This window comes from Vibrio sp. STUT-A16 (genome assembly GCF_026000495.1).
In the GTDB taxonomy this organism is placed as follows: Bacteria; Pseudomonadota; Gammaproteobacteria; order Enterobacterales; family Vibrionaceae; genus Vibrio; species Vibrio diabolicus.
This window is the reverse complement of sequence record NZ_AP026765.1, coordinates 3459648-3476279: the sequence shown is the minus strand read 5'-3', so window position 1 is coordinate 3476279 and position 16632 is coordinate 3459648. Positions and strand designations below refer to the sequence as shown.

Sequence of the window (16632 nt, the reverse complement as noted above, 5' to 3'; positions counted from 1 at the left end):
ACCTTTAGTTCAAGTCTTCTACTTCATGTAAGTAGTCGTTTTTGTTTTGAACATAGTTATTGGCAGACTTTTGCAAAAAAGCTCGTTCTGTCTCTGATAGAGGACGAGCTTGTTTAACTGGACTACCGACATAAAGATAGCCGCTTTCTAATCTCTTTCCTGGCGGCACTAAACTGCCCGCTCCAATCATCACCTCTGATTCAATAACGACAGCATCTAAAACAATCGCCCCCATACCAACCAATACACGATCGTGGATCTCACAACCGTGCAGCATCACTTTGTGGCCAATCGTAACGTCATTGCCAATTATAAGTGGGTAGCCGTTTGGGTTTTCGGCGTTCTTATGGGTGACATGCAAAACACTACCATCTTGAATATTCGTTCGATCACCAATGTGAATGTGGTTCACATCGCCTCGTGCCGCTACTAATGGCCAAATGCTAGAATCGTCCCCAATACGGATATCTCCGACTAACACTGAGGTTGAGTCAACGTAAACACGCTCACCAAGTTGGGGCTTTATACCTTTGTAGCTTCTAATTGAGCTCATCTTTTCTCCTTATTAGGGGCGATTACTGGGGACATGGAGGTAGAATAGTAGTGAAAACTCGCCTTTTAGAATAAAAAACACCCAAACGATAAAAAAATCAAAAAAAACGTGAAAAAGGGCTTGCCAATGTGATCGCAATCTCTATAATGCCACCTCGCTGACACGGCAACGCTTCGAAAGAAACGAAGTCGAGGTTAGCAAGCCAAATTAGCCAAGCGGAAACACTTGAAGAAAGTTTGAAAAAAGTGATTGACACTAAACTTTAACTCGCTAAAATGGCCGTCCTGTTTTGAGCAAAGCTCAACAGGAAAAGCTCTTTAACAATATAGACCTATCAATCTGTGTGGGCACTCGTTGATGATAATCCAATTAGAAGCTTCGGCTTCAAATTAGGTTTCAATGAAACGAAGTGACCATTGAATCTTCGGATTCAGCACAGTCAATTCAAACATTACTTTATGTAATGTTCAGTATTCATTGAGCCGAACAAAATCTTAAATTGAAGAGTTTGATCATGGCTCAGATTGAACGCTGGCGGCAGGCCTAACACATGCAAGTCGAGCGGAAACGAGTTATCTGAACCTTCGGGGAACGATAACGGCGTCGAGCGGCGGACGGGTGAGTAATGCCTAGGAAATTGCCCTGATGTGGGGGATAACCATTGGAAACGATGGCTAATACCGCATGATGCCTACGGGCCAAAGAGGGGGACCTTCGGGCCTCTCGCGTCAGGATATGCCTAGGTGGGATTAGCTAGTTGGTGAGGTAAGGGCTCACCAAGGCGACGATCCCTAGCTGGTCTGAGAGGATGATCAGCCACACTGGAACTGAGACACGGTCCAGACTCCTACGGGAGGCAGCAGTGGGGAATATTGCACAATGGGCGCAAGCCTGATGCAGCCATGCCGCGTGTATGAAGAAGGCCTTCGGGTTGTAAAGTACTTTCAGTCGTGAGGAAGGCGGCGTCGTTAATAGCGGCGTTGTTTGACGTTAGCGACAGAAGAAGCACCGGCTAACTCCGTGCCAGCAGCCGCGGTAATACGGAGGGTGCGAGCGTTAATCGGAATTACTGGGCGTAAAGCGCATGCAGGTGGTTTGTTAAGTCAGATGTGAAAGCCCGGGGCTCAACCTCGGAATAGCATTTGAAACTGGCAGACTAGAGTACTGTAGAGGGGGGTAGAATTTCAGGTGTAGCGGTGAAATGCGTAGAGATCTGAAGGAATACCGGTGGCGAAGGCGGCCCCCTGGACAGATACTGACACTCAGATGCGAAAGCGTGGGGAGCAAACAGGATTAGATACCCTGGTAGTCCACGCCGTAAACGATGTCTACTTGGAGGTTGTGGCCTTGAGCCGTGGCTTTCGGAGCTAACGCGTTAAGTAGACCGCCTGGGGAGTACGGTCGCAAGATTAAAACTCAAATGAATTGACGGGGGCCCGCACAAGCGGTGGAGCATGTGGTTTAATTCGATGCAACGCGAAGAACCTTACCTACTCTTGACATCCAGAGAACTTTCCAGAGATGGATTGGTGCCTTCGGGAACTCTGAGACAGGTGCTGCATGGCTGTCGTCAGCTCGTGTTGTGAAATGTTGGGTTAAGTCCCGCAACGAGCGCAACCCTTATCCTTGTTTGCCAGCGAGTAATGTCGGGAACTCCAGGGAGACTGCCGGTGATAAACCGGAGGAAGGTGGGGACGACGTCAAGTCATCATGGCCCTTACGAGTAGGGCTACACACGTGCTACAATGGCGCATACAGAGGGCGGCCAACTTGCGAAAGTGAGCGAATCCCAAAAAGTGCGTCGTAGTCCGGATTGGAGTCTGCAACTCGACTCCATGAAGTCGGAATCGCTAGTAATCGTGGATCAGAATGCCACGGTGAATACGTTCCCGGGCCTTGTACACACCGCCCGTCACACCATGGGAGTGGGCTGCAAAAGAAGTAGGTAGTTTAACCTTCGGGGGGACGCTTACCACTTTGTGGTTCATGACTGGGGTGAAGTCGTAACAAGGTAGCGCTAGGGGAACCTGGCGCTGGATCACCTCCTTAAACGATGATTATTGCGATGAGTGTTCACACAGATTGATATGGTTTATGAAGTTTAAGAGATAGAACATCCCCCAAGATGTTCAACTTAGTGTCCCGTTCGTCTAGAGGCCTAGGACACCGCCCTTTCACGGCGGTAACAGGGGTTCGACTCCCCTACGGGATACCATTGGGTCGTTAGCTCAGTTGGTAGAGCAGTTGACTTTTAATCAATTGGTCGCAGGTTCGAATCCTGCACGACCCACCATTTCCTTCCACGGAAATCAAAATAATGTGGGCGATTAGCTCAGTTGGGAGAGCACCTGCCTTACAAGCAGGGGGTCACTGGTTCGAGCCCGGTATCGCCCACCATTCTCTAAGTATTTTTGGAATAAAACGTCCAAACCAGAACAAGCAATTGATACTGGTTGGCATTTTTGACTCTGAAAGTCTTTAGAAAATGTAACTTCCTTGTGAAGAAACATAGCTCTTTAACAATTTGGAAAGCTGACAAAACAACAATTTATTGTTGTTTGTAAAGTTCTCAAAGTATTCATTTATGAATACAACTAAAAACACATTCAAGTGTTCTTGGAATTTGAGTCCGGCAAAATCGAATGTCTCTCGCTCATTCAAATAATGAGAGACAACTTTGGTGATTTGAACATCAACTCGAAACTCCTTCGGGTTGTATGGTTAAGTGACTAAGCGTACACGGTGGATGCCTTGGCAGTCAGAGGCGATGAAGGACGTATTAACTTGCGATAAGCCCAGATTAGGTAGTAAAAACCACTTGAGTCTGGGATTTCCGAATGGGGAAACCCACTTACATAAGTAAGTATCGTTATGTGAATACATAGCATAACGAGGCGAACCGGGGGAACTGAAACATCTAAGTACCCCGAGGAAAAGAAATCAACCGAGATTCCGAAAGTAGCGGCGAGCGAAATTGGACTAGCCCTTAAGCTTTATAGGCGTTAGGTGAACAAGCTGGAAAGCTTGGCGATACAGGGTGATAGCCCCGTAACTGACGACGCATATTCAGTGAAATCGAGTAGGGCGGGACACGTGATATCCTGTCTGAATATGGGGGGACCATCCTCCAAGGCTAAATACTACTGACTGACCGATAGTGAACCAGTACCGTGAGGGAAAGGCGAAAAGAACCCCTGTGAGGGGAGTGAAATAGAACCTGAAACCGTGTACGTACAAGCAGTAGGAGCAGGCTTTGTCCTGTGACTGCGTACCTTTTGTATAATGGGTCAGCGACTTATATTCAGTGGCAAGGTTAACCATCTAGGGGAGCCGTAGGGAAACCGAGTCTTAACTGGGCGTTCAGTCTCTGGATATAGACCCGAAACCAGGTGATCTAGCCATGGGCAGGTTGAAGGTTGAGTAACATCAACTGGAGGACCGAACCGACTAATGTTGAAAAATTAGCGGATGACTTGTGGCTAGGGGTGAAAGGCCAATCAAACCTGGAGATAGCTGGTTCTCCCCGAAAGCTATTTAGGTAGCGCCTCGGACGAATACTACTGGGGGTAGAGCACTGTTAAGGCTAGGGGGTCATCCCGACTTACCAACCCTTTGCAAACTCCGAATACCAGTAAGTACTATCCGGGAGACACACGGCGGGTGCTAACGTCCGTCGTGGAGAGGGAAACAACCCAGACCGCCAGCTAAGGTCCCAAATTACTACTAAGTGGGAAACGATGTGGGAAGGCTCAGACAGCCAGGATGTTGGCTTAGAAGCAGCCATCATTTAAAGAAAGCGTAATAGCTCACTGGTCGAGTCGGCCTGCGCGGAAGATGTAACGGGGCTAAGTAGTAAACCGAAGCTGCGGCAATACTCTTTGAGTATTGGGTAGGGGAGCGTTCTGTAAGCGGTTGAAGGTGTGTGGTAACGCATGCTGGACGTATCAGAAGTGCGAATGCTGACATGAGTAACGATAAAGGGGGTGAAAAACCTCCTCGCCGGAAGACCAAGGGTTCCTGTCCAACGTTAATCGGGGCAGGGTAAGTCGACCCCTAAGGCGAGGCCGAAAGGCGTAGTCGATGGGAAACGGGTTAATATTCCCGTACTTCTTACAATTGCGATGGGGGGACGGAGAAGGCTAGGTGGGCCTGGCGACGGTTGTCCAGGTTCAAGTGCGTAGGCTTGAGAGTTAGGTAAATCCGGCTCTTCTTAAGGCTGAGACACGACGTCGAGCACCTACGGGTGTGAAGTCATTGATGCCATGCTTCCAGGAAAAGCCTCTAAGCTTCAGATTGTAAGGAATCGTACCCCAAACCGACACAGGTGGTCGGGTAGAGAATACCAAGGCGCTTGAGAGAACTCGGGTGAAGGAACTAGGCAAAATGGTACCGTAACTTCGGGAGAAGGTACGCTCTCGACGGTGAAGTCCCTCGCGGATGGAGCTATTGAGAGTCGCAGATACCAGGTGGCTGCAACTGTTTATTAAAAACACAGCACTGTGCAAAATCGCAAGATGACGTATACGGTGTGACGCCTGCCCGGTGCCGGAAGGTTAATTGATGGGGTTAGACTTCGGTCGAAGCTCTTGATCGAAGCCCCGGTAAACGGCGGCCGTAACTATAACGGTCCTAAGGTAGCGAAATTCCTTGTCGGGTAAGTTCCGACCTGCACGAATGGCGTAATGATGGCCACGCTGTCTCCACCCGAGACTCAGTGAAATTGAAATCGCTGTGAAGATGCAGTGTACCCGCGGCTAGACGGAAAGACCCCGTGAACCTTTACTACAGCTTGGCACTGAACATTGACCCTACATGTGTAGGATAGGTGGGAGGCTTTGAAGCGCAGTCGCTAGATTGCGTGGAGCCGTCCTTGAAATACCACCCTTGTAGTGTTGATGTTCTAACGTCGACCCCTCATCGGGGTTGCGGACAGTGCCTGGTGGGTAGTTTGACTGGGGCGGTCTCCTCCCAAAGCGTAACGGAGGAGCACGAAGGTGGGCTAATCACGGTTGGACATCGTGAGGTTAGTGCAATGGCATAAGCCCGCTTGACTGCGAGAATGACAATTCGAGCAGGTGCGAAAGCAGGTCATAGTGATCCGGTGGTTCTGAATGGAAGGGCCATCGCTCAACGGATAAAAGGTACTCCGGGGATAACAGGCTGATACCGCCCAAGAGTTCATATCGACGGCGGTGTTTGGCACCTCGATGTCGGCTCATCACATCCTGGGGCTGAAGTCGGTCCCAAGGGTATGGCTGTTCGCCATTTAAAGTGGTACGCGAGCTGGGTTTAGAACGTCGTGAGACAGTTCGGTCCCTATCTGCCGTGGGCGTTGGAGAATTGAAAGGGGCTGCTCCTAGTACGAGAGGACCGGAGTGGACGAACCTCTGGTGTTCGGGTTGTGTCGCCAGACGCATTGCCCGGTAGCTAAGTTCGGGATCGATAACCGCTGAAAGCATCTAAGCGGGAAGCGAGCCTTGAGATGAGTTCTCCCTGATACTTTAAGTATCCTAAAGGGTTGTCGTAGACTACGACGTTGATAGGCAGGGTGTGTAAGCGTTGTGAGGCGTTGAGCTAACCTGTACTAATTGCCCGTGAGGCTTAACCATACAACACCCAAGGGGTTTTGATGGACTCAATGAAAGAACATTGAATGTGTAAGAACGAGAATTAAGAAACAGCTTTCCGAATTAAAGAATTTGCTTGGCGACCATAGCGTTTTGGACCCACCTGACTTCCATGCCGAACTCAGAAGTGAAACGAAATAGCGCCGATGGTAGTGTGGGGCTTCCCCATGTGAGAGTAGGACATCGCCAGGCTTTAAATTTGAAAAAGCCCACTCGAAAGAGTGGGCTTTTTTACGTTTCTGGGTTCTGAAAATTACCTAAGCACTCAGAACTCAAACATCTATCGTTAAGGTGTAATGTATTTACTCTCCGCTACTTTCCAAAAAGCCTTCACTAATGGATTCTCTAACTGATTTTTGGTACAGCAGACACCAAGTTCAAACGGCTTAATTGGTAACACTTTTAAGCGATTTATCTTCTCTCTCACCGGGCTATTGTTGATCACGACATCAGGTGCTATACCTACACCGCATCCTAGTGCAACCATACTTACGATGGCTTCATGCCCTGACGTTTGCGCGTAGATATTCGGCTTTATTTTCATTTGTTTGAGCCAAGTATTGGCTCTATCTCTTGCTGTCCCTGCTTCTGGGAGAATGAATGGAATGACTGACCAGTTTGGTCTTTCTTTTTGTAGCTCCTCCGCAAATGAACTCACGCCGACAGGAGCGATGACAGAAAGTGGTATTTCACTGATCGTTTCAAATGCGATTTTGCTTGGCATCTGCTCAGATTTGGCTGAGATGGCAATATCTGCTTCATCTGCTAAAATTTTGTCGATCGCTTGAGCTGGATCGCCGGTTGATAGCTTAAATTCGATAAAAGGATGCTGCAGACGAAAATCAGAGATTAACTCTGGCAGGTGGCTGTAGCTTGCAGTAACCGAACAAAATAGACGGATTTCTCCTTTCAATTCGTCCTCTGCTCCCTTTAGGTGACTTTGGTACTGCTGCCATTCGCCAAGAATTTTTAAGGCGACAGGAACCAGTTTTTTGCCTTGGCTCGTTAAATCAACGCTGCGATTGTCCCGCAAAAATAATTGTTGGCTAGTTTCTTCCTCTAGCTTTTGTATTTGTCTGCTCAAGGCTGAAGGACTCACATGCATCGCTGCTGCGGTCTTAGCGAAACTTTTACTCTCACACAGATGAATAAAAAGTTGCAGGCTTTTGATATTCATTAAATCTTCATTTCCATGTTGCACAAATTGCAATAACTAATTGTGAATATATCACTTTAAGCAATTTAATGTCTGTTTTAGTATGAAGTTATTCGGTAAGGCAATTACCGACCTCAATGGAAGAATCTCAAAGGAGCACCCAGATGGCTAATTATTTCAATACCTTAAACTTGCGCGAGCAGTTGGACCAATTAGGTCGTTGTCGCTTTATGGACCGTAGCGAATTTGCTTCAGAAGCGGATTACTTAAAAGGCAAGAAAGTGGTCATCGTAGGTTGTGGTGCTCAAGGTCTTAACCAAGGTCTGAATATGCGTGACTCTGGTCTAGACGTTGCTTATGCGCTTCGCCAAGCAGCGATTGATGAGCAACGCCAGTCATTCAAAAACGCAAAAGACAACGGTTTTGAGGTAGGTAGCTACGAAACGCTAATTCCACAAGCTGACTTAGTAGTAAACCTTACTCCTGATAAGCAGCACACAAACGTTGTTGAGACGGTAATGCCGCTAATGAAAGAAGGCGCAGCACTGGGTTACTCTCACGGTTTCAACGTTGTTGAAGAAGGCATGCAAATCCGTAAAGACCTAACGGTAGTAATGGTTGCACCTAAATGTCCGGGTACGGAAGTTCGTGAAGAATACAAGCGTGGTTTCGGTGTTCCAACTCTTATCGCTGTTCACCCAGAGAACGACCCAAAAGGTGAAGGTTGGGATATCGCGAAAGCTTGGGCTGCAGCAACAGGTGGTCACCGTGCAGGCTGTCTAGAGTCTTCTTTTGTTGCTGAGGTGAAATCTGACCTAATGGGTGAGCAAACTATCCTTTGTGGCATGTTGCAGGCTGGTTCTATCGTATGTTACGAGAAGATGATTGCTGACGGTATCGAACCTGGCTACGCAGGCAAGCTTCTTCAATACGGCTGGGAAACGATCACGGAAGCTCTGAAGTTTGGTGGTATCACTCATATGATGGATCGCCTAACTAACCCTGCGAAAGTGAAAGCATTTGAGCTTTCTGAAGAGCTAAAAGAGCTGATGCGTCCGCTATACAACAAGCACATGGATGACATCATCACAGGTCACTTCTCTAGCACGATGATGGCTGACTGGGTAAACGACGATGCAAACCTACTAGGCTGGCGTGCAGAAACGGGTGAAACTGCTTTCGAAAACTACCCAGAAACTGACGTAGAAATCTCTGAGCAGGAGTACTTCGATAACGGTATCCTGATGGTTGCTATGGTTCGTGCGGGTGTTGAGCTAGCATTCGAAGCAATGACGGCATCTGGCATCATCGATGAGTCTGCTTACTACGAGTCTCTACACGAGCTGCCACTTATCGCAAACACTATCGCACGTAAGCGTTTATACGAGATGAACGTGGTTATCTCTGATACGGCTGAATATGGTAACTACCTATTTGCTAATGTAGCAACGCCGCTACTGCGTGAAAAATTCATGCCTTCTGTTAGTACAGACGTCATTGGTAAAGGTCTAGGTGAAACGTCTAACCAAGTGGATAACGCGACTCTTATCGCTGTGAATGAAACAATCCGCAACCACCCTGTAGAATATATCGGTGAAGAACTACGTGGTTATATGACAGATATGAAGCGCATCGCGGTTGGTGGCTAATTTTCTTTGCTTCAAAGTAGAGAAAATATTAAATGAACTCTGGCCAGACTGGAGTCGATAAATACAAAAACACAACATCTAATCAAAAGGCTTGGTCGCCGTTGACCAAGCCTTTTTGTTTTTAGCCGATTTATCTGCGCGCCGATAAGAAAAACGCTCCTTTGTGAGGAGCGTTTTAACACTTATTTTTCTGCAAGCTTCTCTTCAAGCTCCGCCAATTTCTGTTCCATTTCTGTTAGCTTTTGACGTGTACGTAGTAAAACTTGAGTTTGAACATCAAACTCTTCACGACTTACAACATCTAGCTTGTTTAGTTGGCCTTGGATTACTTGACGAATCTTCTGATCAACATCAGAGCCCAACTCTTTTACAGGTTGAGGCATTGAGTCGTGAATCTGTTTAGCAATTTGCTCTAATTTCTTTGGGTCAAACATAGTGGCTAAAACTCCTTTTGATTTGTCCTCATTTTAAGTAAATGATACGTGAAAGTCGCCATTTAGATGGCAAAAAAGAGAGCGGCAATAAAAAAGGTCACCGAAGTGACCTTTTTGAATGCCTTAAAAGCTTATCTGTTATCCGCTAATTCACGGTGGGCTGCTTTCGCTTCATCAACTCGTGCCAACTTCTCCAAGTCTTTGTCTTCAACAAATACTGGCAGTGGTTTGTGTTTTTCTGCTAGGTAGCTGTAAATCACAGGTAGTACGAATAGTGTGAACAATGTACCAATTGCTAGACCAGCAACGATTACGATACCGATACTGAAACGTTGCGCGGCACCTGCACCTGTTGCGTACATCAGCGGGATCAGACCTGCGATCATTGCTGCGGTTGTCATTAGGATAGGGCGAAGACGCACTTTCGCAGCCTCCATCACCGCATCAATACGAGACAGTTTATTATGTAACTGCTCTTCTTTGGCTACTTCACAGATCAAGATACCGTGCTTGGTGATCAGGCCGACCAGCGTGATCAAACCAACCTGCGAGTAGATGTTCATTGAGGCCGTACCCCACGCCAACGCGATCAAGGCACCACATATTGCTAGCGGTACAGATACCATGATGACAATAGGGTCGCGGAGTGATTCAAATTGAATCGCCAGAACGAGGAAGATGATCGCAAGTGCAAGACCAAAGGTTGCATACAAGGCACTACCTTCTGTCACAAACTGACGAGATTCGCCCATGTAATCGTGGTTATAGCCTGCAGGCAGTTTGGTTTGTGCGATGTCTTCAAACCAGTTAATTGCATCACCCATAGCAACGTTAGGCGATGGCACCGCACCTACCGTCGCGGAGTTTAGCTGGTTGAAGTGTGGCAAAGAGCGAGGCTCTGCTATCACATCAATCGTAATCAAGCTGCTTAGTGGGACGGCTTTACCATCAACAGAACGCACATAGTAGTTCTTCATCGACTCTGGGTTTAGGCGCCATTTACGTTCAACTTGAGGAATCACTTCATATGATCGGCCGTTAAGGTCGATACGGTTTACATAGCCATCTGCCATCATGGTGCTGAGAGTGATACCTATGTCTTGCATAGTCACACCGTAGGCACCCGCTTTGTCTTTATCGATCTTAATCTTCATGGTTGCAGAATCATATTTCAGATCCAGATCGGAATAGACAAACATTGGACTGCTTGCTACTTCTGACAGAATGTCATTTGCAACGGTAAACAAACTTTCAAAGTTGTTTGGTGTTGTAATTACGAACTGTACAGGAAGGCCTGAACCAGCACCTGGTAGCTCCGGCATTTCGTAGGCAGCAATAGACATTCCCGGAATGCTCGAAACAAGCCCACCAACACGCTGTTTGATTTCTGCTTGGCTCGCTTCTCGTTCGCCCCATGGTTTGAGTGTAGCTAAACCAAACGCTTGATTAGAATCCGGAACACCGTTAAATACCTGAGCGTATTCTACTTCTGGTTGATCAGAGAGAATCTTATTCACATCATCCATGGTGTTTTGGATGTAGTCCAAATTCGAATTCGATGGTGCGGTCCCTATGAGCACAACAACACCTTTATCTTCAGAAGGAGCTAGTTCACTAGGAATAAACTTGAATAAAACAGGTAGGCTTGCAAATACAATAATGGCAAATACGATCACCACTGGTCGGCTCGCCATTACTGCTTTTAACATATTTGCGTAGCGATTAGTCATGCCATCAAGGATATGGTGAACTTTTTGCTCAAACTTGCTCGGCTTTTCGTTCGCCTTCAGCATCTTTGAACACATCATAGGTGATAGCGTTAAAGCGATGATACCGGACACAAATACCGAACCTGCTAGCGTTAAAGCGAACTCTTTGAACAACGAGCCCGTAATACCGCCCATCAACGCGATTGGTGCGTATACCGCACCTAGCGTTAATGTCATCGCAATAACTGGCACAGCAATTTCGCGCGTACCAATGATTGCTGCACGGAATGGTGACTCGCCTTCTTTGATATGACGGTCCACGTTTTCTAGCACCACGATCGCGTCATCCACCACCAGGCCGATGGCAAGTACCATCGCTAGTAGTGTCATTAAGTTCCAAGAGAAGCCCATTGCCTGCATAACCATCGCCACACCAATCAAAGAGAGTGGAATAGTGACGATAGGAATGATGACCGCACGGAACGAACCTAGGAACAGTGTAATCACTACAAGTACGATAATTGCCGCTTCAAGAATCGTTTTCACTACTTCGTGAATTGACTCGTTGATCGCAATGGTAGAGTCGTACATCACGTTCATTTTGATGTTACTTGGTAAGTTGCGCTCAAGTTGAGGTAATAATTCAAGCACATCAGCAGCGATGTTGATTGGGTTGGCACTTGGCGCGGCGTTGATTGCAGCAACCACGGCTTCTTGGCCGTTTGCACTTGCACGGTAAACGTCGTGACTCTTCTCAAGTGTTACCTTCGCGATATCACCTAAGCGAATAACGTCCCCTTCACCCGTTTTTACGACCAACGCTTCAAGTTCAGCAACGTTTGATACCTGAGTATCCGCGCTACCGTTATAAAGCACGAACTCACCCGTCGCTTGACCCGTCGCAGATTGGTAGTTGTTGGCGTTAAGAACGCTCATCACATCCGTTGCAGTCAGCTTTAATGCGCCCATTTTGGCTGGATCTAGCCATACGCGCAGCGCGTATTTCATACCACCGTAAAGGTCGACTTTTGATACACCATTTACAGTGAATAGCTGTGGGTTGATTACACGCTCAAGGTAGTCGGTGATCTGGCTGGAAGACAACTCGTCACTGGTAAAACCAATATACAATACCGCGGTAGTAGAACCGGTCGACATCGTTACGGTCGGGTCTTCGGCTTCTTTTGGAAGCTGGGAACGTACCGAGTTAGTTTTCGCTAAGATGTCAGCCAATGCCGCGTTTGGGTCGGTATTCAACTTCATGTTGACAGTAATGGTTGATTTACCTAACACCGATTGCGAGGTCATATAATCAATATTATCGGCTTGCGCCACCGCTTGCTCCAATGGCTGAGTAATAAAGCCCTGGATCAAGTTGGCACTTGCACCGTAGTAACTGGTGGTCACGGTGACCACTGTATTCGTCATTTCAGGGTATTCACGAACTTGCATTTTGAACACGGCTTGCAAACCAAGCAATGCAATCAAAAAACTGATCGATACCGCTAAAACTGGACGTTTTATAAAAACATCTGTAAAGCGCATGATGCCTCCAACTTAAAGCATTGGTGTTTCAGCAGGTGGGGTAGTTGCATCGCTTTCGACAATGCTTACTTTTGCGTGGTTACTTAAACGGACTTGACCCGATGTCACCACTACATCACCTGGCTTCACGCCTTCTAGAATGTGTGCGATATCTTTAGAGCGTTCGCCAACTTTTACCACATGCTGCTTAACGCGTTTCTCGCCATCTTCTTCCGTTACGATGTAAACATTGTCGCCGTATAGCGTAAACGTGATCGCAGTTTGAGGCAGAGTGACCTGATTTTCTAATTTAGGCAGAATGATGTTTGCACGTGCGAACATACCACTACGCAGTTTGCCATCACTGTTAGGGATATCTGCTTGAACCTGAATCAAGCCACTTTGTACGTTAACCGCAGGCTCAATCGCAGAAATTGAACCTTTGAAAGGCTGTTCTGGGTAGGCATCCACGAAGATATCCACTTCTTGGTCGATGTTGATACGTGAAATATCGGTTTGCGGCACGGTAAAGCGTAAGCGCATCACGCTGGTGTCTTCCAGGCGAACAATATCAGTACCCGCTTGTAGGTACTGACCTAGGTACACGTTACGAATACCTACCACACCATCAAATGGCGCTTTGATTTCGCGTCGGTCGATGGTCGCTTTCAAGCTTTCAATGTCCGCTTTTAAGGAGAAGTAGTTCGCTTCTGCTTCGTCATACGCTTCTTTAGAAATAGAGCCTTTTTTAAATAGCCCTTGGTAGCGTTTGTATTTCGCTTCTGCTGCTGGCAACTTGGCTTGCGAGCTCTTTAAATTCGCTTTCTCAACGTCAGAGTCAAGCAGTACTAATGGCTGGCCTGCTTTGACTTGAGTGCCGGAATCAAATGCGATTTTGTCGATAACACCGCTAGTTTCATTAGCAACGGTAACCCCTTGGTTTGGTTCAATAAAGCCAATTGCCTCTATAGCAGGAACCCAATCAACCGCTTGTACTTCAGTTACGGTTACTGGGAATGCTGGTTCAGGGCGATTGGCAAACTGTTCCATTTTGTCTTTGATATCAATTAGCCTGTATGTCACAACACTACCAAAAAGTAATAAAACAATTGATAGCATCAAAATCCACTTTTTCATTCTATTAAGAACTCCAAGTTAGTGTTTAATAATTGCATCCCAACTGGCTTCAATAGCAGCTTCTAATGCCGCCTTATCCAGCTGATAAAATCCCAAAGCGTGTTTCCTAGCAAGTGCAACACTTGCCTCAAAACTCAATCCAGAAAGCACTTCGTTATCGAGAGACTTGAATACGCCCTCTTCTTTCCCCTGATTAAAAAGAAGATCTACTTGGGCAAACATTTGTCTTTCAAGTTCCCGAGCTTTGCTACTATTTGAACAGGGTAGAGACTCATATTGAACTCGATTGCTGAGCGCATTTAAATTCGAGCTCGCTAGATTCCAAATATTGAGCCACATGGTTCGATATCGCTGTTTTAAAGGCATCTCTTCACTCACGCCCAGTTGCACAGCCGTAGCGACACGCTTTGCAACGTTAAGGCGTAACTCCTCCAAAAGATGTTCTTTATCTGAGAAATAACGATAAATCGTTCCTGCTGCGACACCTGCTTCATTGGCGAGCTTTTGCATGGAAAGCCCTTGAAAGCCCGATTCAGCAATGAGTTGCTCTGCAGCGACTAAGATTTGTTCTCGCTTATCTACAGCAGGGTTATCCTTCATAATCCTACCACTAGTGAATGAACGTTCATTCATTATAGCTCAAATACCCGCCTTTTATGCAACAGAATGTTGCGCTTGTTGGTATGAAAATTACAAGAAATCAGCGTAGCTTTCACGAGGCCACCCCTTTATCATAGGCGCCACATTTATCACCCGCAGAGAATTTCTATGAAGCTGAACCCTAGTCAAGATGAAGCCGTGAAATACGTGTCTGGTCCATGCCTAGTGCTAGCTGGTGCTGGCTCGGGCAAAACTCGTGTTATTACCAATAAAATCGCTTATCTGGTTCAGCAATGTGGCTACAAAGCGCGTAATATTGCAGCGGTGACGTTTACCAACAAAGCGGCGCGTGAAATGAAAGAACGTGTCGGCCAAACGTTGGGGAAAGCCGAGTCTAAAGGTTTGATGGTATCAACGTTCCACACCTTGGGATTAAACATCATCAAACGCGAATACAAGCATTTAGGATTGAAAGCGGGCTTTTCACTGTTTGATGACCAAGACCAACTGGCGCTACTCAAGGAACTTACCGAAAAGCAGCTTGATGGTGATAAAGATCTGCTACGTCAGCTTCTGAGTTGTATTTCCAATTGGAAAAACGACATGTTGACGCCAGAGCAAGCCAAAGCGCGTGCGCAAGGTGAGCAGCAACAATTGTTTGCGTTCTGCTTTGATATGTACCAAAAGCAAATGAAAGCCTATAACGCGCTCGATTTTGATGACCTAATTTTGATGCCCGTCTTACTCTTGCGCAATCATGAAGACGTTCGTCAACGTTGGCAGAATCGTATCCGCTATCTGTTGGTCGATGAGTACCAAGATACCAACACGAGTCAATATGAGTTGGTGAAATTAATCGTCGGTGAACGTGGGCGATTGACGGTCGTAGGAGATGATGACCAGTCCATTTATTCATGGCGTGGTGCGAAGCCTCAGAACCTAGTCTTGCTGGGTGAAGATTACCCGAATTTGCGATTGATTAAGTTGGAGCAAAACTACCGCTCAACGAGTCGAATCCTGCGTGCGGCCAACATTTTGATAGCCAATAACCCTCACGTCTATGAGAAGTCCTTATTTTCAGAAATTCCTGACGGTGAAAAACTCAAAGTGTTGTTGGCTAAAAATGAAGAGCATGAGGCTGAGCGTGTCACGGGGGAGTTGATTGCACACAAATTCTTGAATCGAACCGACTATCGTGATTACGCAATTTTGTACCGTGGTAACCACCAATCACGCTTAATTGAAAAGTCTCTAATGCAAAACCGTGTGCCGTATAAAATTTCTGGTGGCACCTCGTTTTTTGCACGAGCAGAAATTAAAGACATCATGGCGTATTTGCGCGTTTTGGTTAACCCAGATGACGACAATGCATTCTTACGCATTGTGAATACACCACGACGTGAAATTGGCCCAGTAACGTTAGAAAAGCTAGGCAGTTATGCCAATATGCGTGGGAAGAGCCTGTTTGAGTCGAGTTTTGAAATGGGGCTCGAACAGCACTTAACGGGACGCGGCCTGGAAAACTTACGTCGTTTCACCCAATGGTTAGTGGCGATTGCTGACCAAGCTGAGCGTGGTGATACCGTCGAAGCGGTTCGCTCCTTGGTTCGCGATATCCATTACGAAGATTGGTTATACGAAACTTCAGCAAGCCCGAAAGCCGCTGAAATGCGAATGAAGAACGTTTCTGATCTTTACTCCTGGATAGTGGCGGATCTAGAAGGTGACAACTACGATCAAGAAGAGAAAACGTTAAAAGAAGTCGTTCAGCGTTTGACCTTGCGTGACATGATGGAGCGCGGTGAAGAAGATGAAGACAGTGATGCAGTACAACTGATGACGCTGCACGCATCAAAAGGCCTTGAGTTCCCATATGTATACCTAATTGGGTCTGAAGAAGGTATTTTACCGCACCAAACCAGTATTGATGAAGACAACGTCGAAGAAGAGCGTCGTCTGATGTATGTTGGCATTACCCGAGCGCAGCGTGAACTGACTTTCACTATGTGCAAAGAGCGTCGACAGTTCGGCGAGTTGATAAAACCGACTCAAAGCCGATTTTTGGATGAGTTGCCATTTGATGACGTTGAATGGGAAGCCAATAAAAAGCCAGTATCAGCAGAAGAGCGTATGGCGAAAGGTCAGGCACACATTGCCAATATTCGAGCAATGTTTAAGAAATAGAGTAACCTTGTGCTCACTGACTAAAAACAAAAAGGCTTGCCAGTTGGCAAGCCTTTTTC

General features: G+C 46.7%; 8 protein-coding genes, 3 tRNA genes and 3 rRNA genes. 8 read left to right on the top strand and 6 right to left on the bottom strand.

What is annotated here, in order from left to right:
* Positions 1-4 precede the first annotated feature (4 nt).
* Positions 5-553 carry a gamma carbonic anhydrase family protein gene (locus OO778_RS16385; protein WP_005394003.1) on the bottom strand — a complete coding sequence of 183 codons (549 nt, stop codon included), beginning with the start codon at positions 551-553 and terminating at the stop codon, positions 5-7.
* A gap of 496 nt (positions 554-1049) precedes the next feature.
* Between OO778_RS16385 and OO778_RS16380 the strand changes: the two genes are divergently transcribed.
* The 6 genes from OO778_RS16380 to rrf all read left to right on the top strand — a co-directional run bounded on the left by OO778_RS16380 (position 1050) and on the right by rrf (position 6372).
* Positions 1050-2602, top strand: a 16S ribosomal RNA gene (locus tag OO778_RS16380).
* Positions 2603-2692: 90 nt separating this feature from the next.
* Positions 2693-2768 (top strand) — tRNA-Glu (locus OO778_RS16375).
* 2 nt (positions 2769-2770) lie between these two features.
* Positions 2771-2846: transfer RNA gene (locus OO778_RS16370), tRNA-Lys, on the top strand.
* A gap of 28 nt (positions 2847-2874) precedes the next feature.
* Positions 2875-2950: transfer RNA gene (locus OO778_RS16365), tRNA-Val, on the top strand.
* Positions 2951-3272: 322 nt separating this feature from the next.
* Positions 3273-6162, top strand: a 23S ribosomal RNA gene (locus OO778_RS16360).
* A 93-nt stretch (positions 6163-6255) separates the two neighbouring features.
* A 5S ribosomal RNA gene (gene rrf, locus OO778_RS16355) occupies positions 6256-6372 on the top strand.
* The 16S, 23S and 5S rRNA genes sit together here with 3 tRNA genes alongside, the layout of an rRNA operon.
* Positions 6373-6466: 94 nt before the next feature.
* On the opposite strand, the gene ilvY is transcribed toward rrf, so the two are convergent.
* A complete protein-coding gene (ilvY, locus tag OO778_RS16350) occupies positions 6467-7357 on the bottom strand; it encodes an HTH-type transcriptional activator IlvY (protein WP_134647525.1) in 891 nt (296 codons plus the stop codon).
* 143 nt (positions 7358-7500) lie between these two features.
* Here ilvY and ilvC point away from each other — a divergent pair, with 143 nt between their 5' ends.
* A complete protein-coding gene (ilvC, locus tag OO778_RS16345; protein ID WP_139060105.1) occupies positions 7501-8985 on the top strand; it encodes a ketol-acid reductoisomerase in 1485 nt (494 codons plus the stop codon).
* A 182-nt stretch (positions 8986-9167) separates the two neighbouring features.
* Here the strand turns inward: ilvC and OO778_RS16340 are convergent, their stop codons facing one another.
* From OO778_RS16340 to OO778_RS16325, 4 genes are all read right to left on the bottom strand, one after another.
* Positions 9168-9419, bottom strand: a complete 252-nt coding sequence (locus tag OO778_RS16340) for an accessory factor UbiK family protein (protein ID WP_012841251.1) — start codon at positions 9417-9419, stop codon at positions 9168-9170.
* 131 nt (positions 9420-9550) lie between these two features.
* Positions 9551-12673 carry a multidrug efflux RND transporter permease subunit VmeD gene (gene vmeD / locus OO778_RS16335; RefSeq protein ID WP_264910430.1) on the bottom strand — a complete coding sequence of 1041 codons (3123 nt, stop codon included), beginning with the start codon at positions 12671-12673 and terminating at the stop codon, positions 9551-9553.
* Positions 12674-12685: 12 nt separating this feature from the next.
* Positions 12686-13789: an efflux RND transporter periplasmic adaptor subunit gene (locus OO778_RS16330; protein ID WP_012841250.1), complete on the bottom strand. Its 1104-nt coding sequence runs from the start codon at positions 13787-13789 to the stop codon at positions 12686-12688.
* An 18-nt stretch (positions 13790-13807) separates the two neighbouring features.
* Positions 13808-14389 (bottom strand): TetR/AcrR family transcriptional regulator, encoded by a 582-nt coding sequence (locus OO778_RS16325; RefSeq protein ID WP_104216645.1) that lies wholly within the window; start codon positions 14387-14389, stop codon positions 13808-13810.
* A gap of 168 nt (positions 14390-14557) precedes the next feature.
* Between OO778_RS16325 and rep the strand changes: the two genes are divergently transcribed.
* Positions 14558-16573, top strand: a complete 2016-nt coding sequence (gene rep, locus OO778_RS16320; RefSeq protein ID WP_109168649.1) for a DNA helicase Rep — start codon at positions 14558-14560, stop codon at positions 16571-16573.
* Positions 16574-16632: the final 59 nt, after the last annotated feature.

What these genes read in the sequence shown, in the direction of transcription:
- rep (WP_109168649.1), top strand. Translation starts at nt 14,558, where the DNA reads ATGAAGCTGAACCCTAGTCAAGATGAAGCCGTGAAATACGTGTCTGGT.
- vmeD (WP_264910430.1), bottom strand. Translation starts at nt 12,673, where the DNA reads ATGCGCTTTACAGATGTTTTTATAAAACGTCCAGTTTTAGCGGTATCG.
- OO778_RS16330 (WP_012841250.1), bottom strand. Translation starts at nt 13,789, where the DNA reads ATGAAAAAGTGGATTTTGATGCTATCAATTGTTTTATTACTTTTTGGT.
- ilvY (WP_134647525.1), bottom strand. Translation starts at nt 7,357, where the DNA reads ATGAATATCAAAAGCCTGCAACTTTTTATTCATCTGTGTGAGAGTAAA.
- OO778_RS16325 (WP_104216645.1), bottom strand. Translation starts at nt 14,389, where the DNA reads ATGAAGGATAACCCTGCTGTAGATAAGCGAGAACAAATCTTAGTCGCT.
- OO778_RS16385 (WP_005394003.1), bottom strand. Translation starts at nt 553, where the DNA reads ATGAGCTCAATTAGAAGCTACAAAGGTATAAAGCCCCAACTTGGTGAG.
- ilvC (WP_139060105.1), top strand. Translation starts at nt 7,501, where the DNA reads ATGGCTAATTATTTCAATACCTTAAACTTGCGCGAGCAGTTGGACCAA.
- OO778_RS16340 (WP_012841251.1), bottom strand. Translation starts at nt 9,419, where the DNA reads ATGTTTGACCCAAAGAAATTAGAGCAAATTGCTAAACAGATTCACGAC.